Source organism: Streptomyces sp. cg36 (genome assembly GCF_041080675.1).
Lineage (GTDB): Bacteria > Actinomycetota > Actinomycetes > Streptomycetales > Streptomycetaceae > Streptomyces.
Map to the genome: position 1 here is coordinate 5059564 of NZ_CP163520.1, position 22390 is coordinate 5081953.

A 22390-nucleotide genomic window follows, 5' to 3' on the forward strand; every position below is an offset into this window, starting at 1 on the left:
GCAGCTCTCTCTGGCGGGGTGGTGCGGAGGAAGAACGTACCGGCAACATCGCCGAGCACAACCGGAGTTTGGCTACAAAAGGGATATCTCACCCTCGATCTGCTATGAACTGCCATCCTTTGCGGCGGCGTCCCGCCGTAGCCGTTGACACGGGGCCCGCGTTGAACCATGCGGATAACGCCAACCCGCAAAAACCACGTGGGGGTTGCCTTGTTGGAGGCCGGCATGGACATCAATGGCACCGGGACGACCACGACGACCGCTCGCCACCGCGCCGCCCGGGACACCGGTGCGCCGCCCCCCGCCGAGGAGGGCTGCGACCTGGTGACCGTGCCCGCCCGCCAGGGCCTGGAGGCGGTCGACATCCTGCGCCGCGCCGCCGCCCCCGCGGCCGTCGGGCCGGTGCTGCACGACGGCGGCGGCGACACCCTGGGCTTCCTGGTGCCGCCCGGCACCGCCGCCGCCTGGGACGTGCCGGGCAGTGCCTGCACCGAGACCGGCGGGCGCGGCCTGCGGGTGCCCGGACTGGCCGCCGAGCCGCCCGTCTCCGGCGGCGGCTGGCTGCTGCCGCCCGACCCGGCCGACCCCGCCCCGGTCACCGACCCGGCCGTGCTGCGGGACGCGCTGGGCGAGGCGGCCCGGCTGATCGAGGCCGCGGACGGCATCACCGAGGCCGGCGGCCGATAATGGTCGGATGGCGGCACGAAGCGGGACGAAGAGCGGGGCGCGGAGCGGGCCGAAGGCCGCGCCGGGCGGGCGGCGCGGTCGCCCGGCCGCCCCGGAGGCCGTCGTGGAACCGGTCGAGGGCGGGCTCGCCGAGCTGATACCCGACCGGGACCGGCCCCGCGGCTGGACCCTGCTCCTGGACGGCGCCCCCCAGTCCCACGTGGACCTGGACGCGCCCGAGCGGCTCACCTTCGAGTACCAGCGCCGCCTCGGCCACGTCATCGACCTCGCGGCCGAGCCCGGCCGCCCGCTGACCGTGCTGCACCTGGGCGGCGGCGCCTTGACCCTGGCCCGCTACACCGCGGCCACCCGACCCCGCTCCACCCAGCAGGTCGTCGAGATCGACGCCCCGCTGGTCCAGCTCGTACGGCGGGAGCTGCCGCTCGACCCGCAGGCGCGCATCCGGGTGCGGTCCATGGACGCGCGCGAGGGGCTCGGCAAGTTCCCGGACGGCTGGGCGGACCTGGTGGTCGCCGACGTCTTCAGCGGTGCCCGCACCCCCGCGCACCTGACCAGCACCGAGTTCCTCACCGAGGTGCGCCGGGTGCTGCGGCCCGGCGGGATCTACGCCGCCAACCTGGCCGACGGCCCGCCGCTGGCGCACCTGCGGGCCCAGACGGCCACCGCCGCCGCCGTCTTCCCCGAGCTCGCGCTGGCCGCCGACCCGACCGTGTGGCGCGGCAAGCGGTTCGGCAACGCGGTCCTCGTCGCCTCGGACGTGCCCCTGCCGGTGGCCGAGTTCACCCGGCGCATCGCGGGCGACCCGCACCCGGGGCGCGTCGAGCACGGGCGGGCGCTGGCCGACTTCACCGGCGGGGCCGCCGCGGTCACGGACGCCGACGCCAAGCCCTCGCCGGTACCGCCGCCCGCGGTGTTCCGCTAGGGCCGGTCCAGGGCCCGTCGTCACGTTCGGGCCGCCCGCCGCCCGGCTCCGGCCGGGGCGGGCGCTCAGCCGCGGTCGTCGAGCTCCACCGTCGGCGCGTGGTTGTACCAGGTGCAGAAGACCGACACCTCGCGCGTGCCCTGGCTGAACGTCACCCGGATCCACGTCGGCTGCTTCCAGACCTGCATCCGCCAGCCGCTGTCCGGGGTCGCGGTCACCAGCTCGGCCGACGCGGTCCCGATGTCGAACACCACCCGGCCCCCGGCCACGTTGTAGCCCTTGACGTCGCCCGACGAGGCGGCCGGGCCGGAACTACCCGAACTGCCCGGATATCCGGACGACTTGGACGGCGCGGGCGAACGGCGGCCCGGCGGCCCGCCCTCCGGGGACCTCGCGGCCGGGCCGGACGGCGACGGGCTCTCCTGGGGGCGCCGCGTGGCGGAGGCGAGCGGGCGCACCGCGCCCTGGGTGGTGTGCTGTTCGCCGGTGAGCGGCACCGCGCGCGGCGGGTCGTACGCCGTCCCCGCCAGCACCGTGTGCACCCCCCACCAGGAGAGCGTGACCGCCGCCCCGGTGGCCAGCGACCAGGCGCAGACGTGAACGAATCCTCGGTGCAGCGGCGTCATATCGGGGGCCATACTGCCCCACCCGCCCCACCCGTGTCCCCTCTCACCCGGCCCCGCCCGCCCGCGCCCGCGCCCCCGTCCCGACCGGGACCGGTGTCCTCCGTATGGCGTACGGTGCCGCCCATGGCAAGTGTGCTCGTGGTCGAGGACGACCAGTTCGTGCGCTCCGCCCTCATCCGCCACCTCACCGACGCCTGCCACACGGTACGCAGCGTCGGCACGGCACTCGAGGCGCTGCGCGAGGTCGCCCATTTCCGGTTCGACGTGGTCGTCCTCGACCTCGGACTGCCCGATCTCGACGGCGCGGAGGCGCTGAAGATGCTCCGCGGCATCACCGACGTACCCGTGATCATCGCGACCGCGCGGGACGACGAGGCCGAGATCGTCCGGCTGCTCAACGACGGCGCCGACGACTACCTCGTCAAGCCGTTCTCCGTGGAGCACCTCTCCGCCCGGATGGCCGCCGTGCTGCGCCGGGCGCGGGCCGCCGGGGCCGAGCCGCCGCCCACCCTGCTCCGGGTCGGCGGGCTCTCCATCGACCCGCTGCGCCGCCAGGCCGAGCTCGACGGGCGGCGCCTGGACCTCACCCGCCGCGAGTTCGACCTGCTGGCGTTCCTGGCCGGACGCCCCGGTGTGGTCGTCCCGCGCAAGGAGCTGCTCGCCGAGGTGTGGCAGCAGTCCTACGGCGACGACCAGACCATCGACGTCCATCTGTCCTGGCTGCGCCGCAAACTCGGCGAGACGGCCGCCCGGCCGCGCTATCTGCACACCCTGCGCGGGGTCGGAGTGAAGCTGGAGCCGCCCGGCGCGGAGCCCGCGCCGTGAGGTGGGCGCTGGTCAAGGTCGCGGTCGCGGTCACCGTGATGGTGGTCCTGGCCTTCGCCGTACCGCTGGGCCTGGTCGTCAAGGAGATGGCCCGCGACCGCGCGTTCTCCAACGCCGAACGCCAGGCCGCCGCCATCGGCCCCACCCTCTCCATCACCGCCGACCGCGACGCGCTGGAACGCGCCGTCGCCGCCACCCCCGCCGGGGCCGCGGGCCGGATGGCCGTGCACGTCCCGGCGGTGCCCGGCGCCCCCGGCAGCGCGCCGATGGAGATCGGCAGGCCGCGCGCGGCGCCCAAGGACCTCCTCGCCACCCGCAAGGTGGTCCGCGCCTACATCTCCTCCGTGCCCGGCGGCTCCACCCTGCTCCAGCCGACCGCGCTCGGCTCCGGCCAGATCGCCATCGTCGAGGTGTACGTGCCCGAGGCCGAGGTCACCAACGGCGTCGCCACCGCCTGGCTGGTGCTCGCCGGGGTGGGCGCCGCCCTCGTCGTCGGCTCGGTGGCGGTCGCGGACCGGCTCGGCGTACGCATGGTCAGGCCCGCCCAGCGGCTCGCCGGGGCCGCCCAGGACCTGGGCGAGGGCAGGCTCGGGGCGCGGGTGCCCGAGGAGGGACCGGCCGAACTGCGCTCGGCGGCCGTGGCGTTCAACTCGATGGCCGACCAGGTCGTCCAGCTCCTCGCCAACGAGCGCGAACTGGCGGCCGACCTCTCCCACCGGCTGCGCACCCCCCTGACCGTGCTCCGCCTCAACGCCGCGTCCCTCGGCGACGGCCCGGCCGCCGAACAGACCCGGGCGGCCGTGGAGCAGCTGGAGCGCGAGGTGGACACCATCATCCGTACGGCGCGGGAGGCCAAACCGCAGACCCAGCCGACCGGTCCGGGCGCCGGGTGCGACGCCGGCGAGGTCATCCGGGAGCGGATGGCGTTCTGGTCGGCGCTGGCCGAGGACGAGGGCCGGGAGGTGCGGCTCGCGGGCGTCGACCGGCCGGTCCGCATCCCCGTGGCGCGGCCCGAACTGGCCGCCGCGCTGGACGCGATGCTCGGCAACGTGTTCCGCCACACCCCCGAGGGCACGGCCTTCTCGGTCGACGTCCACAGCGGCGAGGAGGCGGTGATCGTGCTGGTCTCCGACGCGGGCCCCGGCATCGCCGACCCCCGGGCGGCGCTGGCCCGCGGGTCGAGCGGCGGCGGCTCGACGGGCCTCGGCCTGGACATCGTGCGGCGGCTCGCGGAGTCGACCGGCGGCGATGTGCGGCTGGGGCGGTCGGTGCTGGGCGGGACGGAGGTGCGGGTGTGGATCGGGCTGGGGGTACGGCCGGCCTCGCAGTCGAGGATCCGCCGCCGCAAACGCCGCCGCCCCGCAGTGGCCTGACCTCCCGACCCGGTGCACGTCAAATGGCATGCCCCACCCCGGTGGGCGCCACTCGGGAAGGGGCGGGGCGGGGACCCCGAAGGGCCACCCCCACCCGCGCCGACCCGGCCACCCCCACCCGCGCCGACGCCTCCGCCCCACCCGCGCCGACCCGGATTTTTAACCGCACCCCATCACCCCCTTAAGCGAACCCTAAGATCCCCAACCCCCGCCCCCCGCACCCCATTTGCCCGTTTCGCAACGGCTAGCGTGCTGCCCGCACCCCACCCCCGTCCCAGAGGCAGCCCCACATGACCCGCACCCCCAGTGACCGCACCCGCCGCCACCGCCGCCGGGCGACCCGCACCACCAAGGTGGTCGGCGCCACCGCCGCGGCCGCCGCCATCACCGCCGCCGCGATCACCCTCACCGGCACCGCCCACGCCGCCTCCGTCGCCGCCGCGTACACCAGGGCCAGCAGCTGGGGCGGCGGTTACACCGGCCAGTACGTCATCACCAACGACAGCGGCAAGGCCCTCACCGACTGGACCCTGGAGTTCGACCTCCCGGCCGGGACCACGCTCTCCTCCCTCTGGAACGGCCGGCAGAGCGTCAAGGGGCAGCACATCACCGTCAAGCCCGCCGCCTGGGACAGGAACGGCCTCGCCGCGGGCGCGTCCGTCACCGTCGGCTTCGTGACCAGCTCCACCGGCACCGCGGGCGACCCCACCGGCTGCCTCATCGACCAGGAGAAGTGCTCGGCCGACACGGGCGCGACCCCCGCCCCCACCGGCCGCCCGACCACCGCGCCGACCCCGACCGCACAGCCCACCACGAAGCCCACACCCCCCACGAAGCCCACCCCCACCTCCACCCCCGGCCAGACCACCACCCCCCAGCCCCCCACCACCGGCACCACCGCCCGCTTCGCCCCGTACGTGGACACCTCGCTCTACCCCGCGTACGACCTCCTGGACACCACCGCCAAGACCGGCGTGAAGGAGTTCACCCTCGCCTTCATCACCTCCGGCGGCGGCTGCACCCCGAAGTGGGGCGGCGTCGGCGAACTGGGCGGCGACGCCGTCGCCGCGCAGATAGGCGCCCTGCGCGCCAAGGGCGGCGACGTACGCGTCTCCTTCGGCGGCGCCTCCGGCTCCGAACTCGGCCTCGTCTGCGCCTCCGCCACCGACCTGGCCGCCGCGTACGGCAAGGTCGTCGACGCGTACAAGCTCACCAAGGTCGACTTCGACATCGAGGGCGCGGCCCTGCCGGACACCGCCGCCAACACCCGCCGCGCCCAGGCGATCGCCGGGCTCCAGAAGGCGCACCCCGGCCTCGACGTGTCCTTCACCCTGCCCGTGATGCCGGAGGGGCTGACCCAGCCCGGCGTCGACCTGGTCGCCGACGCCAGGAAGAACGGCGTCGCCGTCTCCGCCGTCAACATCATGGCCATGGACTACGGCCCGGCCTACAGCGGCGACATGGGCGGCTACGCGGTGCAGGCCGCCACCGCCACCCAGGCCCAGATCAAGGGCGTCCTCGGGCTCTCCGACGCCGCCGCCTGGAAGGCCGTCGCCGTCACCCCGATGATCGGCGTCAACGACGTCAGCACCGAGACGTTCAAGGTCGACGACGCCACCCAGCTGGTCGACTTCGCCAAGTCCAAGGGCCTCGGCCGGCTCTCCATGTGGTCCGGCGCCCGGGACAAGCAGTGCGCGGGCGGCGCCAAGAACTCCGCCGACCCCACCTGCTCCTCGATCCTCCAGGCCCCCCTCGCCTTCACCAAGGCGTTCGCCGGGCTCAAGTAACGCCCCCGCGCGCCACGTTCGGGCCGCACCCGAGCGACCCGAACGCCCGGGACCACCCCCCACGCGCGCCCCGCCGGCTCACCCCCCACCCGGCCGGGGCGCGCCCCCCTTGCGTGCGAGGGCGAACACGACGGCCTTGCGTACGAGCGCGACCACGGCCGGCGCGAGCACCACCCCCGCCACCGCACCCCAGGGCACCGCCCCCACCGCCGCCAGCACGGCCAGCAGCGGCACCATCAGCAGCAGGACCGGCAGCGCCGAGTACCGGTTCACGCGCCCTCACCCCCGCGCGCCGCCTCCAGGTAGGAGGACAGGTCGTCCCACTGGCCCGGCCGGACCGTCGCATCGCCGCTCAGCGCCGCCGGATCCTCCCGCCAGGCCGCCCGCACGCCCCGCGACAGCGACCGGTCGCCGCCGCTGAACAGCGCGCTCAGCTCGTCCATCCGGGCCACCAGCCGCCGCACCGCCGTATCCGTCGGCGCGGTCCCGGCCCGCCTCAGCGCCTCGGCCCGCCGGTACAGCTCGGGCCACTCCACCTCCAGCAGATAGGGCGCGCTCGGCCCCACGGCCGCCGCCCGCTCCCCGAGCGCCTCCCACTGGCCGTCGTCCAGGTGGCGGCGGAGCACGCGCTCGGCCGCCGGGCCCGCCGCCCCGGTCGCGCGCAGCGCCGCGAGCACCGCGTCGGTGGTCGGCGCCCGGCCCCCGGCGACCTCCTCCTCGATGTGCAGCAGCCGCCCCCGCAGCGCTTCGAGGGAGGTCAGGGCCTCCTCGACGCCCGCCCGGTGGTCGCGCAGCACCCGCACCGGATCGACCCCCGCGTCCAGGCAGAGGGCGATGCTGTCCAGGCCGAGCCCCAGGCTGCGCAGGGCCAGCACCTGATAGAGGCGGGTGATGTCGTCCTCGGTGTACTCGCGGTGCCCGCCCGCCGAACGGCGGGACGGCGTGAGCAGCCCGATGGTGTCCCAGTGGTGCAGGGTGCGTACGGTGAGCCCGCTGGCCTCGGCCAGCGGACCCACCTTCCAGGTCGTGGAAGCGGTCATGACACCCACGATGCCCCCTCACGCGACGTGAGGTTCAAGTCGAGCTCCCCGCCCGCCTCCCGCCGGACCCGCCCCGGCCCGGGCTCAGGGGGCCGGGCCGCGGACCCGGGGCGGACTCAAGGGGCCCCGCCCCGGACTCACGGGGCCGTCGGCAGCACCCCCGTCCGCGCCAGCTCCGCGTACCAGCGGGCGCTGGACTTCGGCGTACGGGCCTGCGTCCCGTAGTCCACGTACACCGCCCCGAACCGCTTGCCGTAGCCGTACGACCACTCGAAGTTGTCCAGCAGCGACCACAGGAAGTACCCGCGCACGTCCGCCCCGTCCGCCATCGCCCGGCGCACCGCCGCCAGATGGCCGTGCAGATAGCGGATCCGGTCGGGGTCGTGGACCGCGCCGTCGGGCCCCGGCTCGTCGTCGTACGCGGCGCCGTTCTCGGTGATCATCAGCGGCAGGCCCGGCACCTCCCGCGTATAGCGCAGCAGCAGGTCGTGCAGCCCGCTCGGATCGATCGACCAGTTCATCGCCGTCAGCTCACCCGGCGGCTGGTGGAACACCACCCCGTCCGCCCCCGGCCACGGCGGACAGACACTCGCCCCGTGCCCGTCCCGACGGCGTTCCCCCTGCTCAGGGCGGTGACCGGAGCCGTTGTCAGTGGCGGCGGATACAACTGAGGGTGCGTAGTAGTTGATCCCGAGGAAATCGAGGGGGTGCCCGATGACGCGCGGATCGCCGTCATGGACGAACGACCAGTCGGTCAGCCCCGCCGTGTCCCGCAGCAGATCGGCGTCGTACGCCCCCTTGAACAGGGGCCCGGTGAACACCCGGTTGGCCAGCGCGTCGATGCGCCGGGCGGCGTCCACATCGGCGGGCGCCTGGCTGTACGGCCTGATCGCACTGGGATTGAGGCTGATCCCCAGCTGGGCCCCGCCCGGCAGCGCGCCGCGCAGCGCCGCCGCCGCCAGGCCGTGGCCCAGGTTGAGGTGGTGCGCGGCCCGCAGCGCGGCCACCGGATCGGTGCGCCCGGGCGCGTGCACCCCGGAGGCGTACCCGAGGAACGCGCTGCACCAGGGCTCGTTGAGGGTGGTCCACATATCCACCCGGTCGCCGAGCGCCTCGGCGACGATCAGCGCGTAGTCGGCGAACCGGTGGGCGGTGTCCCGCTCCGGCCAGCCGCCCGCCGACTCCAGCTCCTGGGGCAGGTCCCAGTGGTAGAGCGTGAGGGAGGGCCGGATGCCCCGCTCCAGGAGCCCGTCGACCAGGGCCCGGTAGAAGTCGAGCCCGCGCTGGACGGCGGGGCCGCGCCCGGTGGGCTGCACCCGTGGCCAGGACACCGAGAAGCGGTAGGCGTTGAGCCGCAGTTCGGACATCAGGGCGAGGTCCTCGCGCCAGCGGTGGAAGTGGTCGACGGCGGTGTCCCCGCTGTCCCCGCCGGCCACCTTGCCGGGCGTACGGCAGAAGGTGTCCCAGATGGAGGGGGTACGGCCGCCCTCGTCGACGGCCCCCTCGATCTGGTACGCGGAAGTGGCCGCGCCCCACAGGAAGCCGGGCGGGAAGGTCTCTGACATGGAAGCGCTCCCATCGAGAGGGGTGTGGTAAGGGGGCGGAGGGAGTGGGCGGGGGTGGGGTGGGGGAGGGGGAGGGGGCCCCACCCCACCCCACCCCCGCTCACCCCTTCACCGCCCCCTGCATGATCCCGCCCACGATGTGCCGCCCGAACAGGACGAACACCAGCAGCAGGGGCAGGGTGGCCAGCAGGGCGCCGGCCATGATGACCGACTGGTCGGGGATGTAGCCGCGGCCGAGTCCGGTGAGGGCCACCTGGACGGTGGGGTGGCCGTTCTGGGTGAGCGCGATGATCGGCCAGAAGAAGTCGTTCCAGGCCATGACGAAGGTGAGCATCCCGAGGACGGCCATCGCGGGGCGGGCGGCGGGGAACACCACGTGCCACACCACCCGCCAGCTGCTCGCGCCGTCCACCCGGGCGGCTTCGACGAGTTCGGTGGGCAGCGCCTCCACGAGGTACTGCCGCATGAAGAACACGCCGAACGCGCTGACCAGGGTCGGCAGGATGACCGCCTGGAGCTGGTCGGTCCAGGACAGCTCGGCGACCACCATGTAGAGCGGGACGACGCTGAGCTGGGGCGGGATCGTCATCGTGCCGATGACCAGCAGGAGCAGGACGTTCTTGAAGCGGAAGCGCAGCTTGGCGAAGGCGAATCCGGCGAGGGTGGAGAAGAAGACCGTGCCCAGCGCGATCGTCCCGGCCACGATCGTGGTGTTGAGCAGGGCCTCGCCCATGTTGGCGTCGGTCCAGGCGATCTTGAGGTTCTTGAAGAGGTTCCCGCCGAACCAGAAGGGCGGCGGGGTCCGGGCGAGCCGGCTGTTGCTGCGGGAGGCGGCGACGGCCGTCCACACCAGGGGGAAGAGCGAGCCGACGGTGAAGAGCGTGAGGACGGTGTACGTGACGGCGCCGCCGTGCAGTTGGCGCCCGGCCCGGGTCTTCGGGCGGTGGGCGGCCCGGGGCTCCGGTCGGCCGGCGGCCCGGCTCTTGGGGCCCGCGCCGACGCGGGAGTCCGGGCGGCCGGTGGTGTGGGCGTCGATGGGGGTCACCCGGTCGTCCCCTTCCGCAGGGTGCGTGAGACAAGCCAGTTGGCGGCGCCGATCAGGAGCAGCAGCAGGAACATCGCCCAGGCGATCGCGGAGGCCCGGCCGAGGTGGAGGTTCACCCAGCCCTGCTCGTACAGGTACAGCCCGAGCGTCTGGAACTGGTGGTCGGAGCCGCCGGTGGCCCCGGCGCTCCCGTTGAACAGCAGGGGTTCGCCGAACAGCTGGGTGGCGCCGATCGTCGAGACGACGCAGGTGAACAGGATGGTCGGGCGCAGCGAGGGCACGGTGACGTGCCGGAACTGCCGCAGCCGGGAGGCGCCGTCGAGCGCCGCCGATTCGTAGAGGTCGTCGGGGATCGCCTGCATCGCGGCCAGGTAGATCAGTGCGTTGTAGCCGGTCCAGCGCCAGATGACGATGGTGGAGACGGCGAGCTGCGAGGTCCAGGTGCCGTTCTGCCAGTCGACCGGGCCCCATCCTGCCTGGCCGAGCGCCCAGTTGACCATGCCGTAGTCGCGTCCGTAGAGGAGGGTGAAGACGAGGGTGGCGGCGGCGACGCTGGTGGCGTACGGGGTGAGGACGGCGACCCGGAAGAAGGTGGAGCCGCGCAGTCTGAAGTGGAGCAGATGGGCGACGCCGAGGGCGATCAGGAGCTGGGGGACGGTGGAGAGGAGGCCGATGGTGAAGGTGTTGCGGAGCGCGTTCCAGAAGAACTCGTCGGAGAGCAGCCGGGAGTAGTTGCGCAGCCCGACCCAGTGCATGTCGTTGGGCGCGGTGAGCTCGACCTGGTGCAGGGAGGCCCAGCCGGTGTAGAGGAGCGGGAAGAGCCCGAAGGCGGCGAAGAACAGGAAGAAGGGCGCGACCAGGGCGTACGGGCTCCAGCGGACATCGCGCCGGTACCGGCGGCTGCGCCGTTCCCGCCACCGGGCGTCGGCCGTGGGTGGCCGTCCGGCGTCGGCCGTGGGCGCTTCGCGGGGTCCGCGCTCCCGTGTGGCCCGGCCGTTCACTGGTCCAGCGCGTTGTCGATGGCCTTGGTCGCCGCCGTCCAGGCGTCCTCGGGGGACGTGCCCTTCTGGTCGATCTGGAGCATGCCGACGTCGGCGAGGTTCTGGGCGATGACCAGGTCCTTCGGGCCGAGGATCTGGACGGGTGTGCCCTCGGCGGCCCTGGCGAAGATCTGGCCGATGGGCGCGCCGCCGAAGTAGTCGTGCCTGGCCCCGGCGACCGACGGCAGCGTGTACGCGGCGCGGGCGCTGGGGAAGCTGCCGCGCTTCTCGAAGAGCGTCGCCTGCTGGGCGGGCGCGGTGAGCCAGGCGGCGAGCGCGGCGGCCTCGGCCCGGTGCTTGCCCGCCGAGGGGACGACGAGGAAGGAGCCGCCCCAGTTGGACGGCTTGGGGGCGGCGGCCACGTCCCACTTGCCGCGTCCGGCCGCGCCCGCCTTGTCCTGGATGTAGCCGAGCATCCAGGCGGGGCAGGAGACGGTGGCGAAGGTGCCGTTGGCGAACCCCTGGTCCCAACTGGGCTGGAACTGCTGGAGCTTGGCGGTCAGCCCATGGGTGGCGAACGCGGCGGCGGTGTCCCAGGCGTCCTTCACGCCCGGGCTGGTCTTGTAGACGGTCTTTCCGTCGGCGTCGTAGAACCGGGTCGCGCCGCTGCCCGTGATCGCGGCCATCACTCCGGAGGCGGAGTCCACGAACGCGGTCCCCTTCGGCGCCTTCGCTTTGTAGCGGTCGCCCGCCGCCAGGTACCTGCGCCAGTCCCCGGCCCACAGCCGGCCCACCTCCTCGCGGTCGGTCGGCAGCCCGGCGGCGGCGAAGAGGTCCTTGCGGTAGCAGATGCCCTGCGGTCCGATGTCGGTGCCGAGCCCGACGGTCCTGCCGTCCCTGGTGGTGGCCTGCCCCCACTTCCAGGGCAGGAAGGCCGACTTGTCGACCCCCGCCGTCCTGCCCAGGTCCTCCAGGCGGCCCGCCTGGGTGGCGGTGACCTCGGCGATGTTGTTGACCTCCACGGCCTGTACGTCGGCGAGCCCGCTGCCGGAGGCCAGATGGGTGAGCAGCTGCGGATAGTAGTTCTCGTTGCGCTCGATCGAGGTCTGTTTGATCTCGATCTCCGGGTGGAGCCTGGTGTACGCGTCGTAGAGCCCGGCCTCCTTCAGTCCGAAGGCGCCGAAGACGCCGACCGTGAGCGTGGTGCGGGCCCCGCCGCCCCCGCCGCCGGACGAGCCGCCGGCCGGGCCCCCGTCGTCGCCGTCGTCGGCGCACCCGGCGAGCAGTGCGGCGCCGAGCGCGGCGACGGCGGCGAGGGCCGCGAGGCGCCGGGGCGTACGTGTTCGTCTGCGCATGGTGTCCTCCAACAGTCGTTTGGTACGCGGTGGTTGACGGTCCATCAGTCCGTGCGCCCATCGTTGCGGGAAGGTACGGACCTTGCATGCGGCCCGGGGTTTGGGAGCGCTCCCAGGCGTGATGTGTTGAAGGGTGGCGACTGGCCGAGAGGGTGTCAAGGGAGCGTGCGGACGGAGTCGACATCGATGTCCTGCTGTTAGTTTTCACCCCAGTTCCGCGAAGTTCGGCGAGACGGGGAGGCAGGCATGACAGCAGCGCGCACGGTCCGGGGCCGTGGGGCGGGGCGGCCCACCCTTGAAGAGGTGGCGGCGCGCGCCGGTGTCGGCCGGGGCACGGTGTCGCGGGTGATCAACGGCTCGCCCCGGGTGAGCGACCGTACGCGCGCGGCGGTGGAGGCGGCGGTGGCCGAGCTCGGCTATGTGCCCAACCGCGCGGCCCGCGCCCTGGCCGCCAACCGTACGGACGCGATCGCCCTGGTCGTCCCCGAGACCCAGACCCGCTTCTTCGCCGAGCCGTACTTCTCGGAGGTCGTGCGGGGGGTGGGCCAGGCGCTGGCCGAGACGGAGATGCAGCTGCTGCTGACCCTGGTCGGCAGCGACCGCGAGCGCCGCCGCCTCGCCCAGTACCTCACCGGCCACCGCGTGGACGGCGTCCTGCTGGTCGGGGTGCACGCCGACGACCCGCTGCCCGAGCTCCTCGAACAGCTCGACATGCCGGTGGTGATCAGCGGCCCCCGCTCCGAGGACGAGCCGCTGGCCTCGGTCGACTCCGACAACTTCGAGGGGGCGCGCGGGGCGGTGGCCCATCTGGTGGCGCGCGGCCGGCGGTCCATAGCCACCATCACGGGCCCGCTGGACGTGTACGGCGCCCGCCGCCGTCTGGACGGCTACCGGGCCGCCGTCGCCGAGGCCGGACTGCCCGCCGGGCCGCACCTCATATCCCCGGCGGACTTCACCGAGGACGGCGGGCGCCGGGCGATGGCGGACCTCCTGGACCGGGCCCCCGGGGTCGACGCGGTCTTCGCCGCCTCGGACGTGATGGCGGCGGGCGCCCGCCAGCTGCTGCGCGAGCGCGGCCACCGGGTCCCCGAGGACATCGCCCTGGTGGGCTTCGACGACTCGGCCATAGCCCGCCACATGGACCCCCCACTGACCAGCGTGCGCCAGCCGATCGAAGAGATGGGCCGCACGATGGCGCAACTGCTCCTGACCCAGATCTCCGCCCGCGAACCGTCCCGGGCGAGACTGGTGCTGCCTACGGAACTGGTGATCCGTTCGTCCACGTGAGGGCGGTGGGTTTCACGTGCGCGGGTCGTGGGGCCGTCGCCCCGGGGGCGCGGTCGGCATCGACGGTACCCGCGCCCTGAACTCCTCGTACCGGGCCGCGTAGTGCCATGCCGCGTCCCGGGCCCGGCAGGCGGCCGGCACCCGGTGCGGGTCGGTGGTCAGCTCCAAGCGGCGTGCGGCGTCGTCCCAGTCGAAGGTGGCCAGGACACTGGAGTCGAACAGCCAGAAGTCGAAGTCGGGGAGTCCGATCTCCTGGGCCCGTGAGCGGAACAGGAACCGGATGTCCTCGCCCGCGGCGAGGTTGTCCGGGGTCGTGGCGAGCAGGTACCGCTGGTTGTGGGTGGCCGGCTCGTCGACCAGACGAACGCGCTCCATCCGCTTGCCCGACGCGGTCTGCCGGCGGGCGTTGACGAACCAGGGTCCGTCGTCACGCGGTGGGGCCACTCCGGCGAGGAAGCGCCGGTACTCCTCGGTCCCCTGGTCGGCGGCGTAGGCGCGCCGGGTCTCCAGACGCCAGGCGGTGTGCTCGAAGGCGTCGCGGAAGAACCCGGTGATCCGGTGGGCGGGCACGGCGTCGTCCACGTCACTCCTTCGGCGCGAAGTTGATCAGCAGGGCGCGGTCGACGACGACGAGGGACTCCCCGTCGAGGACGTTCCTCATCTGGGCGAGGGTGGCGGGGTCGGTCACCGTGTGGCCCTGTACGAGGATCTCGCCGCTGTCGATGTCCTCGTACAAGGTGGGGCACTCACCGCTCTTACTGTTGGTGCCGAGCATGCGGAGCCTGCGGGGCATGGCTTCCTCCCAGTGGGTGCCGGTACGGCCGGGCCGAAGGTAGCCAGGGGATCGAGAAACACGCAACGAGGTCGCACGCCCCGGCGGGTCCCAGCCCCCGCCCACCAACGAGGAAACCCCGGCCCGCCGAAGCGGACCGGGGTTTCCCGATCAGGGTGAGTAACGGGACTCGAACCCGCGACATCCTGGACCACAACCAGGTGCTCTACCAGCTGAGCTATACCCACCATGCATGACCGGACTGTTGTGGTCTTGGAAAGTCCCTGGGGGCTTTCCTACCGGCCGAGAAAAAGTGTACAGGGTCCGGGAGGGTGCTCGCGCACATGTTTCGCGGCACCCTCCCGGGGTGGCCCCGTGGTGGCCCCGGAGGGGTTACTCCGCAGGCAGGACGTGCTTGGCGGCGATCGTCTTCGCCGTGTCCGAGTCAGGGCCCGGCTGGGGTACGAAGATCGCCTCGCGGTAGTAGCGGAGCTCCGCGATGGATTCGCGGATGTCCGCCAGCGCGCGGTGGTTGCCGTTCTTGTCCGGGCTGTTGAAGTAGGCCCTCGGGTACCAGCGGCGGGCGAGCTCCTTCACCGAGGAGACGTCCACGATCCGGTAGTGGAGGTACTCCTCCAGGGTCGCCATGTCACGCAGGAGGAAGCCGCGGTCGGTACCGACCGAGTTTCCGCACAGCGGGGCCTTGCCCGGCTCCTTCACGTGCTCGCGCACGTACGCCAGGACCTGCTCCTCGGCGTCGGCCAGCGTGGTGCCGCCGGCCAGCTCGTCGAGGAGCCCGGAGGCGGTGTGCATGGCGCGCACCACCTCCGGCATGGTCTCCAGCGCGGCGTCCGGGGGACGGATCACGATGTCCACCCCTTCACCGAGCACGTTCAGCTCCGAGTCGGTGACCAGTGCGGCCACCTCGATAAGTGCGTCGTCCGCCAGCGAGAGCCCGGTCATCTCGCAGTCGATCCACACCATGCGGTCGTTCATGCGCCTCAGCCTACGGGGCCGCTCCGCTGCCCCGGCAGACTCGGACGCATGTAACCGGTGGCGTACATCTCCGAGACGGATTTGCCCGGATGGTCCGGCGGCATCGCGTGCGCGATCGCCGCAGGTCCCATCAGCGCGCTCGCCGCCGCCGTGCGCCGGGCCTGTGGCAGGGCCTGCGGCGGCACGGTCTCCAGGGGCGGCGGGCCCCCGGAGGGCTCCGCCTGCGGCCGGCGCGCCCGGTACGCCGCCCGGTAGGACGCCGGGGACGAGCCGAGCTGGCGGCGGAAGTGCCCGCGCAGCGCGACCGGTGAGCGGAAGCCGCAGCGGCCCGCGACCTCGTCGACCGAGTAGTCCGACGTCTCCAGGAGACGCTGGGCCTGGAGCACCCGCTGGGTGATCAGCCACTGGAGCGGGGCCGATCCGGTCAGCGAGCGGAACCGCCGGTCGAACGTACGGCGTGACATGTACGCGCGAGCGGCGAGCGTCTCCACGTCGAACTGCTCGTGGAGGTGCTCCAGCGCCCAGGACACGACCTCGGCCAGCGGGTCGGACCCGATCTCTTCCGGTAAAGACCTGTCGAGGTAGCGCTCCTGACCGCCGCTGCGCCGCGGCGGGACGACGAGCCGGCGCGCGAGGGCTCCGGCGGCGTCGCTGCCGTGGTCGGTCCGCACGATGTGCAGACACAGGTCGATCCCGGCCGCCGTGCCCGCCGACGTCAGGACGTCCCCGTCGTCGACGAACAGCTCCCGCGGGTCCACGTGGACCGACGGATAGCGCTTGGCGAGCGTGGGCGCGTACATCCAGTGCGTGGTCGCCGGGCGGCCGTCGAGCAGCCCGGCGGCGGCGAGGACGAACGCCCCGGTGCAGAGGCCGACGATGCGGGCCCCTTCTTCGTGCGCCCGGCGCAGTGCGTCGAGCGCCGCCGCCGGTGGCGGCGAGGTGATGGACCGCCAGGCGGGCACCACCACGGTGCCTGCCCGGTTGATGGCCTCCAGCCCATAGGGCGCGGTCAGTTCGAGCCCGCCTGTGGTCCGCAGGGGGCCCTCCTCTCCGGCACAGACCAGCAGGCGGTAGCGGGGCACGCCCGCGTCCTGCCTGTCGATCCCGAACACGGAGAGCGGAATGGAGCTCTCGAAGATGGGGCCGCCACTGAACAGCAGTACGGCAACGACTTCCCGGCGTCGACGGCCGGCGAGCTTCCTTGTGGCCTCCGGTGATGCGGCAGCGGAGTCCTGGCTCATTCTGCTAAGCCCCCCTCGGTGTTCGCGGCTCCCCGTTCTTGTCGGGCTTGTCGCTCCTGCACTTTTCCCCTTGGTTTTGCACGAGTCCCCCAGCCTTCGATACGCATGATCGAATCTACTGCGTTCTGTGGCGTCGGCGTGACAAGTCCGGTACTCAGCGCTATGTCGACTTGGCAACTTGGCGCGAAGCATTCGATCACGAAGGGTTTCACTCACAGGGCCCGCTGGGAAGTGGGCGTCGCATGCATGGCCCGTACCCGTATGGCCGAAGCCGCCACCGCTGCCCGTTTTTCGCTGGTGACAAGGGGGTTGGCAGGCCATTTCGGACAGGGGGCGGGGGGGAGGGGAAGTTGGCTGAAAACATACGGGTCCGTGTGTGCGAACACGTCAGTCCAACGGCGAACTTTCCCGCCTTCTTCGGCCATGTCGGCCGACGGGGCCGTCCAGGTGCCGCCCGGCGGACGCGGCGGCGGCCCGCTCGGACTGGCGCAACAGCAGCCGGCAGACCGCGGTGACCGCGGTGAGCCCGATCGCCAGCCCCGTCGCCCCCGCCGACGAGGCCCCGTAGACCACGAGCACCACCGGCACCAGGAGGCAGCTGAAGGCCGCCCAGCGCACCACGTCCCCGGCGCAGTCACCGTTACCCCCGCCGGGCGCGCGTACGCCCTGCGCGCCCTCGGCGGCTCCCCGGCCCGCGCCCTCGGCGTACGGCGGGGCCCCCGAGGGGGCGGGCGCGGCGCCGCGCGTGCGGCCGGACGGGGTGGGCTGGGCGAGGGGAGGGGCGGGCACGGGCATGGGCTCCCTGGGGCTTCGGGCGGTGTCGGGCGGGGGGTCGGGGGCGGGGCGGCCCCGGGTCTAACGGGGAGGGGGCGCATCCGGTCACTGCGCGTACACGGCCGGGCCACAGCCGATACCCGGTCGGAGCATGATCGAAGCGGTTCGAACGTGCACAGAATGTTGAAGAAGGGACCTCTGTACCGGCCACGAGCCATTGCCATCCGGGGCGGGCTCGTGCATGCTCCGGGGAACGCCGTGCAGCATCGGCGGTTCTGGGCAGGAGAGGAGTGTCGCCGTACCCTTGGGGGTATGGGCTTGGGAAGATGATTCCCGGACACTGCTCCGCCGCCAACTGTCGCCCTCCCATGAGGATCCAAACGCCGAGACACCCATGGCCGGTCAAGAATTCCCCGAACCCGCGGACCGCAAGCAGGTTGCCGACCCGACGTCGGACCTCCAGGCGGCAGAAGAACCACGTCTGTCCTGTGACCCCGCCTTCCGGCACGGAGTGGTGGTCGGTTTCGACGGCTCCACCTCCAGCGAGCGCGCCCTCGCGTACGCCATCGGCATGGCCAGACGGTCGGGTTCCGGTCTGATCATCGTCCATGTCGCCAACCGGCTGCCCACCACCGTGTGGGCGGGCTGCGAGCCGCCGGTCTTCGTGGACGTGCCGGACCACCGCACGGAAGTGCTCGGCCTGGAGCTCGCCTGCGCGGACTATCTGGCCGAGGTCTCCTGGATCCTGGTCGAGCGCGGCGGGGACATCTGCCACGAACTCGAAGAAGTCGGGCGGGAGTACGCGGCGGACGCCATCGTCGTCGGCTCCACGCACGGGATCGTCGGCCGGATCTTCGGGTCGGTCGCCGGGCGGCTGGCCCGGCGCGCCCAGCGCCCGGTCGTCGTCATCCCGTAACCCCCTCGTGTCCGTTCGTTGTCCCAGCTGAGACGCTGTCAACTCCCTTTGTTCCAGGGCGAATCTACCCATCGGTAGGGGGTGGATTGTGCCCTTGTGAAGGGTACATAAGGGTCACTGGGAAGCAGCACAACCGCAGGACAACCGCGCATGAAGGGAGCCCGCCGTGGACCACGAAGCCCCCGCGGGAAGCATCACTTCCACCCTTGGACACCTCGCACTCGGACTCACCCTGCTCGCCTTCGGTCTCGGTACCACCAAGGTCGTCCACGACGTGACGGTGGCGGACGCCGTGTCGATCGCGACCTACGTCGGCGGCATCGGCCTGTTCGTCCTCGGGATCGTCGCGTTCCGTGACCAGGACGCCGTCACCGGCACCGCGTTCGCGGGCCTGGGCGCCTTCTGGTTCACCTGGGCCAGCGGCGCGAACGACAAGTTCTCCACCAACGCGGCCGGTCTGTTCCTGCTGCTGTTCGGGCTCCTCGCGCTCAGCCTGGCGGCGGGCTCGGCGGGCTACGGACCCGTCCGGCAGGGCTCGTACGCGCTGCTGTTCGTCTCCCTGGTGCTGCTGGCGGTCGCCGACTTCGCCACCAGCGACAGCCTCGCCAAGGCGGGCGGCTGGGTGGCGGCGGTCGCGGGCGCGGTCTCCTGGTACGGGGCCACGGCGGGCCTGGCCAACTGGCCGACGGCCCTTCCGCGGCGCGCTGCCGGCCGGGGGGTGACGGCCGCCGGCTAGGCAGCGGTTCGCCGGTGCAATGGGCGGCACCGGCACACGGGGAGCGGCCCCGCACGCCTGGTGGCGCGTGCGGGGCCGCTCTTCCGTCGCTCCGCCCGGGGGGGGCGGGGGCGGACTACTCGACGGTGACGGACTTCGCCAGGTTGCGCGGCTTGTCGATGTCGCGGCCCATGGCCAGCGCCGTGTGGTACGCGAAGAGCTGGAGCGGGATGCCCATCAGGATCGGGTCCAGCTCGTTCTCGTTCTTCGGCACGACGATGGTGTGGTCGGCCTTCTCCTGCTCGCGGTGGGCGACGGCCAGGATGCGCCCGCTGCGGGCCTTGATCTCCTCCAGGGCCGCGCGGTTCTTCTCCAGCAGGTCGTCGTCGGGGACGATGGCGACCGTCGGCAGCGCGGGCTCGATGAGCGCCAGCGGGCCGTGCTTGAGCTCGGAGGCCGGGTACGCCTCGGCGTGGATGTAGGAGATCTCCTTGAGCTTCAGGGACGCCTCCAGGGCGACCGGGTAGCCGCGCACCCGGCCGATGAACATCATCGACTGCGCACCGGCGTACTCCTTGGCGAGCTTCTCGATCTCCGGCTCCATGGCCAGGATCTCCTCGATCTGCCCGGGCAGCTTGCGCAGGCCCTCGATGATCCGCTTGCCGTCGGCCACCGACAGGTCGCGGATGCGGCCCAGGTGCAGGGCGAGCAGCGCGAAGGCGACCACGGTGTTGGTGAAGCACTTGGTGGAGACGACGCAGACCTCGGGCCCGGCGTGCACATAGGTGCCGCCGTCGGCCTCGCGGGCGATGGCCGAGCCGACGACGTTGACCACGCCGAGGACGCGGGCGCCCTTGCGCTTGAGCTCCTGGACGGCGGCGAGCACGTCGTAGGTCTCACCGGACTGGGAGACCGCGATGTAGAGGGTGTCGGGGTCCACGACCGGGTTGCGGTAGCGGAACTCGGAGGCCGGCTCGGCGTCCGCGGGGATGCGGGCGAGCTCCTCGATGAGGCCCGCGCCGATCAGGCCGGCGTGGTACGAGGTGCCGCAGCCGAGGATCTTGATCCGGCGGACCCCGCGGGCCTCGCGGGCGTCCAGGTTGAGGCCGCCGAGGTGGACGGTGGAGAACCGGTCGTCGATCCGGCCGCGCAGCACCCGGTCCACGGCGTCGGCCTGCTCCGACATCTCCTTGTGCATGTACGTGTCGTGGCCGCCCATGTCGTAGGAGGCGGCCTCCCACTCGACGGTCTCGGGGGTGGCGTTGGTGGCCGTGCCCGAGGTCGTGTACGTACGGAAGTCGTCGGCCTTCAGGGTGGCCATCTCGCCGTCGTTGAGGGTGACGACCTGGCGGGTGTGGGCGATCAGCGCGGCGACGTCGGAGGCGACCAGCATCTCCTTCTCGCCGATGCCGAGGATGACCGGGGAGCCGTTGCGGGCGACCACGATGCGGTCGGCGAAGTCGGCGTGCATCACGGCGATGCCGTAGGTGCCCTCGATCAGCTTGAGCGCCTCGCGGACCTTCTCCTCCAGGGAGTCGGCCAGGGAGCGGGCGATCAGGTGCGTGATGACCTCGGTGTCGGTCTCGGAGGCGAAGACGACGCCCTCGGCCTCCAGCTTGGCGCGCAGCTCGGCGGCGTTGTCGACGATGCCGTTGTGGACGACGGCGACCTTGTTCTCGGGGTCCAGGTGCGGGTGCGAGTTGATGTCGCTCGGGGCGCCGTGGGTGGCCCAGCGGGTGTGCGCGATGCCGGTGGTGCCGGTGAAGCGCTTGGGGACACGGGCCTCCAGGTCGCGGACGCGGCCCTTGGCCTTGACCATCTTCAGCGCGCCCGACTTGGGGCTGTTGATGACCACACCCGCGGAGTCGTAACCCCGGTACTCCAGCCGCTGCAGACCTTCGAGCAGCAGGGGAGCGACATCGCGCTTACCGATGTAACCGACAATTCCGCACATAAAGGCTCTACCCCTCCATCGACAACAACGTTTCCGCGTGCTCGGCCCGGTCCGGGCGCCTCAGCCGTAGACGATCCGGCGCAGCTGCCGCAGCGAGAGCTCCGGTGGCGCCACGGCGCGGTGCGGCAGCTCGGCCGCGATCCGCTCGAAGATCTCCGCGTTCACCAGGCCACCGGACTGCAGCTCACGGTGGCGGCGGCGGACGAACTCCTCGTACGTCTCGTCGAAGTACGCCAGCACATCGAGCACCACCCGGGCGGCCTCGCCGCGCTGGAGCGCGGTGCTGCGCACCAGGTGGTCGATGAGGTCGTCGTGGGACGACGGGCGACGTTCGAGCACTCGTCGATATTGAGGGCTCGACGGGGCGCATGCAAGAATCCTGCCCGATTCCGGGCAGGATTCTCATGATCATAGGTATGGTCTGGACCATAAAGGGGTCTCGGCCCGTCCGGAGGCCCCCTTACAGGCGCTTCAGCACCGCCTGCTTGGCCAGGGTGAACTCCTCGTCCGTGAGGATCCCCGACCGGTGCAGCTCACCGAGCTCGCGCAGCCGCCGCAGCAGTACGTCGTGGTCCTCCGCGGCGGGCGCGGCGGCGGCCTCCAGCGCCTTGGCGCCGGGCGCGGGCGCGAGCTCCGGCGCCGCCGCGTTCGGGTGCGGCATCCGCACCACCACCGCCGAGGCCAGCAGCGCCATCAGCGGATCCTTCTTGAAGCCGTTCAGCTCCACCGCGTGCGGATCGCGCCCGGCGGGCACCCGGGGCGCGTTCGGCGAGCTCACGAAGCGCAGGTGCCCGTCCACCAGGCCCCGCGCGGGCTGCCACTCCACCGCGTGCAGCTCCTCCAGCGCCAGCACGGCCGGGCCGCTGCCGGTCTTCACCTCGTCGGTGTGCCAGGTCCATTCCAGGCGGACGGTGCGCCCGTCGAAGCTGGCCGTGCCGTCGCCCGCGCCCACGGTCATGGGCAGCGCCGGGCCGGGCAGCAGATAGCGGTCCACGGGGCCGGTGGGCACCTGGTCGAGCAGCAGGGCGTTGCGTACCTCGTCCACGAAGTACTCGGCCACCCCGGCCGCCTTCGTCTCCACCGTCAGGGTGTAGGGGTCGGAGGAGTCGTCCAGCTTGCCGCCGGTGACCTGGAGCAGCGGATCGGCGCCCTCGCGCAGCCGCAGCCTCAGCCGCCCGCTCTTGCGGCCCGGCTCGTACGAGGCCCCGGCCAGCGCCGCCAGCGGCACCGAGACCTCGCCCAGCGTGCGGCGCAGCAGGCCGACGCCCTTGTCGCGGCCGGGCACGATGCGCACGGCGTCCCCGTCGAAGGTCCAGGTCCCGTCGTTCTGGATGATTTCCGCCATGCGGGGATTGTCCCATCCGGCCCTCGGGGGCGGCCGAGTTGGGCTCCCGGGGGACGTCTTGACCGGCCCCGTTACCGCCGGTACTGATGGATGCGCCCCCGGCGCCGGGCGCGCCCGGACGGCATCCGCAGGTCATGGCCGAGATCCACATCCTCGGCCGCGCCGTTACGGCCGTCGCATTCCGG

At 72.8% G+C, this 22390-nt stretch carries 23 protein-coding genes and 1 tRNA gene; 8 read left to right on the plus strand and 16 right to left on the minus strand.

What is annotated here, in order from left to right; genetic code table 11:
- Window positions 1-225: 225 nt before the first annotated feature.
- Together AB5J87_RS22420 and AB5J87_RS22425 are read left to right on the plus strand one after the other, a co-directional pair.
- A complete protein-coding gene (locus AB5J87_RS22420) occupies window positions 226-687 on the plus strand; it encodes a hypothetical protein (protein WP_369378730.1) in 462 nt (153 codons plus the stop codon).
- Between the two features lie 7 nt (window positions 688-694).
- On the plus strand, window positions 695-1609 hold the full coding sequence (locus AB5J87_RS22425) for a spermidine synthase (RefSeq protein WP_369378732.1): 915 nt from the start codon (window positions 695-697) through the stop codon (window positions 1607-1609).
- 65 nt (window positions 1610-1674) lie between these two features.
- On the opposite strand, the gene AB5J87_RS22430 is transcribed toward AB5J87_RS22425, so the two are convergent.
- Window positions 1675-2235, minus strand: coding sequence for a hypothetical protein (locus AB5J87_RS22430; protein WP_369378734.1), 561 nt, complete (start codon window positions 2233-2235; stop codon window positions 1675-1677).
- A 123-nt stretch (window positions 2236-2358) separates the two neighbouring features.
- Between AB5J87_RS22430 and AB5J87_RS22435 the strand changes: the two genes are divergently transcribed.
- The 3 genes from AB5J87_RS22435 (at window position 2359) to AB5J87_RS22445 (ending at window position 6220) form a co-directional block, all read left to right on the plus strand.
- A complete protein-coding gene (locus AB5J87_RS22435; protein WP_369378736.1) occupies window positions 2359-3060 on the plus strand; it encodes a response regulator transcription factor in 702 nt (233 codons plus the stop codon).
- Window positions 3057-4433, plus strand: coding sequence for an ATP-binding protein (locus AB5J87_RS22440; protein ID WP_369378738.1), 1377 nt, complete (start codon window positions 3057-3059; stop codon window positions 4431-4433). Before AB5J87_RS22435 ends, AB5J87_RS22440 begins: the two co-directional genes overlap by 4 nt.
- Before the next feature lie 290 nt (window positions 4434-4723).
- Window positions 4724-6220 (plus strand): cellulose binding domain-containing protein, encoded by a 1497-nt coding sequence (locus tag AB5J87_RS22445; protein ID WP_369378740.1) that lies wholly within the window; start codon window positions 4724-4726, stop codon window positions 6218-6220.
- A 78-nt stretch (window positions 6221-6298) separates the two neighbouring features.
- Here AB5J87_RS22445 and AB5J87_RS22450 read toward each other — a convergent pair whose 3' ends face one another.
- From AB5J87_RS22450 to AB5J87_RS22475, 6 genes are all read right to left on the minus strand, one after another.
- A complete protein-coding gene (locus AB5J87_RS22450) occupies window positions 6299-6493 on the minus strand; it encodes a hypothetical protein (protein WP_369378742.1) in 195 nt (64 codons plus the stop codon).
- Window positions 6490-7260: a MerR family transcriptional regulator gene (locus AB5J87_RS22455; protein WP_369378744.1), complete on the minus strand. Its 771-nt coding sequence runs from the start codon at window positions 7258-7260 to the stop codon at window positions 6490-6492. Before AB5J87_RS22455 ends, AB5J87_RS22450 begins: the two co-directional genes overlap by 4 nt.
- 137 nt (window positions 7261-7397) lie before the next feature.
- The gene (locus tag AB5J87_RS22460; RefSeq protein WP_369378745.1) at window positions 7398-8825 is read right to left on the minus strand and encodes a glycoside hydrolase family 1 protein; all 1428 of its coding nucleotides are present in this window, start codon (window positions 8823-8825) and stop codon (window positions 7398-7400) included.
- Between the two features lie 100 nt (window positions 8826-8925).
- Complete coding sequence (locus tag AB5J87_RS22465; protein WP_369383627.1) at window positions 8926-9741, minus strand: carbohydrate ABC transporter permease; 816 nt, start codon at window positions 9739-9741, stop codon at window positions 8926-8928.
- Window positions 9742-9866: 125 nt separating this feature from the next.
- Window positions 9867-10871: a carbohydrate ABC transporter permease gene (locus AB5J87_RS22470; protein WP_369378747.1), complete on the minus strand. Its 1005-nt coding sequence runs from the start codon at window positions 10869-10871 to the stop codon at window positions 9867-9869.
- Complete coding sequence (locus tag AB5J87_RS22475; RefSeq protein WP_369378749.1) at window positions 10868-12205, minus strand: ABC transporter substrate-binding protein; 1338 nt, start codon at window positions 12203-12205, stop codon at window positions 10868-10870. Before AB5J87_RS22475 ends, AB5J87_RS22470 begins: the two co-directional genes overlap by 4 nt.
- Window positions 12206-12451: 246 nt before the next feature.
- Between AB5J87_RS22475 and AB5J87_RS22480 the strand changes: the two genes are divergently transcribed.
- Entirely contained in the window at window positions 12452-13492 is a 1041-nt protein-coding gene (locus tag AB5J87_RS22480) for a LacI family DNA-binding transcriptional regulator (RefSeq protein ID WP_369378751.1), read from the plus strand.
- 12 nt (window positions 13493-13504) lie between these two features.
- Here the strand turns inward: AB5J87_RS22480 and AB5J87_RS22485 are convergent, their stop codons facing one another.
- From AB5J87_RS22485 to AB5J87_RS22510, 6 genes are all read right to left on the minus strand, one after another.
- Complete coding sequence (locus tag AB5J87_RS22485) at window positions 13505-14074, minus strand: DUF6879 family protein (RefSeq protein ID WP_369378753.1); 570 nt, start codon at window positions 14072-14074, stop codon at window positions 13505-13507.
- Between the two features lies 1 nt (window position 14075).
- On the minus strand, window positions 14076-14285 hold the full coding sequence (locus AB5J87_RS22490; RefSeq protein ID WP_369378755.1) for a hypothetical protein: 210 nt from the start codon (window positions 14283-14285) through the stop codon (window positions 14076-14078).
- A 154-nt stretch (window positions 14286-14439) separates the two neighbouring features.
- A tRNA-His gene (locus tag AB5J87_RS22495) sits at window positions 14440-14512 on the minus strand.
- 145 nt (window positions 14513-14657) lie between these two features.
- Window positions 14658-15260 (minus strand): oligoribonuclease, encoded by a 603-nt coding sequence (orn, locus tag AB5J87_RS22500; RefSeq protein ID WP_369378757.1) that lies wholly within the window; start codon window positions 15258-15260, stop codon window positions 14658-14660.
- Between the two features lie 5 nt (window positions 15261-15265).
- Entirely contained in the window at window positions 15266-16501 is a 1236-nt protein-coding gene (locus tag AB5J87_RS22505; RefSeq protein WP_369378759.1) for a helix-turn-helix domain-containing protein, read from the minus strand.
- Between the two features lie 387 nt (window positions 16502-16888).
- Window positions 16889-17290, minus strand: a complete 402-nt coding sequence (locus AB5J87_RS22510; protein ID WP_369378761.1) for a hypothetical protein — start codon at window positions 17288-17290, stop codon at window positions 16889-16891.
- 379 nt (window positions 17291-17669) lie between these two features.
- Here AB5J87_RS22510 and AB5J87_RS22515 point away from each other — a divergent pair, with 379 nt between their 5' ends.
- Both AB5J87_RS22515 and AB5J87_RS22520 read left to right on the plus strand, forming a co-directional pair.
- The gene (locus AB5J87_RS22515; RefSeq protein WP_067159339.1) at window positions 17670-18191 is read left to right on the plus strand and encodes a universal stress protein; all 522 of its coding nucleotides are present in this window, start codon (window positions 17670-17672) and stop codon (window positions 18189-18191) included.
- 166 nt (window positions 18192-18357) lie between these two features.
- Window positions 18358-18927 (plus strand): GPR1/FUN34/YaaH family transporter, encoded by a 570-nt coding sequence (locus AB5J87_RS22520; protein WP_369378764.1) that lies wholly within the window; start codon window positions 18358-18360, stop codon window positions 18925-18927.
- 115 nt (window positions 18928-19042) lie between these two features.
- Here AB5J87_RS22520 and glmS read toward each other — a convergent pair whose 3' ends face one another.
- The 3 genes from glmS to AB5J87_RS22535 all read right to left on the minus strand — a co-directional run bounded on the left by glmS (window position 19043) and on the right by AB5J87_RS22535 (window position 22205).
- The gene (gene glmS / locus AB5J87_RS22525) at window positions 19043-20860 is read right to left on the minus strand and encodes a glutamine--fructose-6-phosphate transaminase (isomerizing) (protein ID WP_369378766.1); all 1818 of its coding nucleotides are present in this window, start codon (window positions 20858-20860) and stop codon (window positions 19043-19045) included.
- 60 nt (window positions 20861-20920) lie between these two features.
- Window positions 20921-21199, minus strand: coding sequence for a hypothetical protein (locus AB5J87_RS22530; protein ID WP_190091738.1), 279 nt, complete (start codon window positions 21197-21199; stop codon window positions 20921-20923).
- Window positions 21200-21320: 121 nt separating this feature from the next.
- A complete protein-coding gene (locus tag AB5J87_RS22535) occupies window positions 21321-22205 on the minus strand; it encodes a DUF4429 domain-containing protein (protein ID WP_369378768.1) in 885 nt (294 codons plus the stop codon).
- Window positions 22206-22390: the final 185 nt, after the last annotated feature.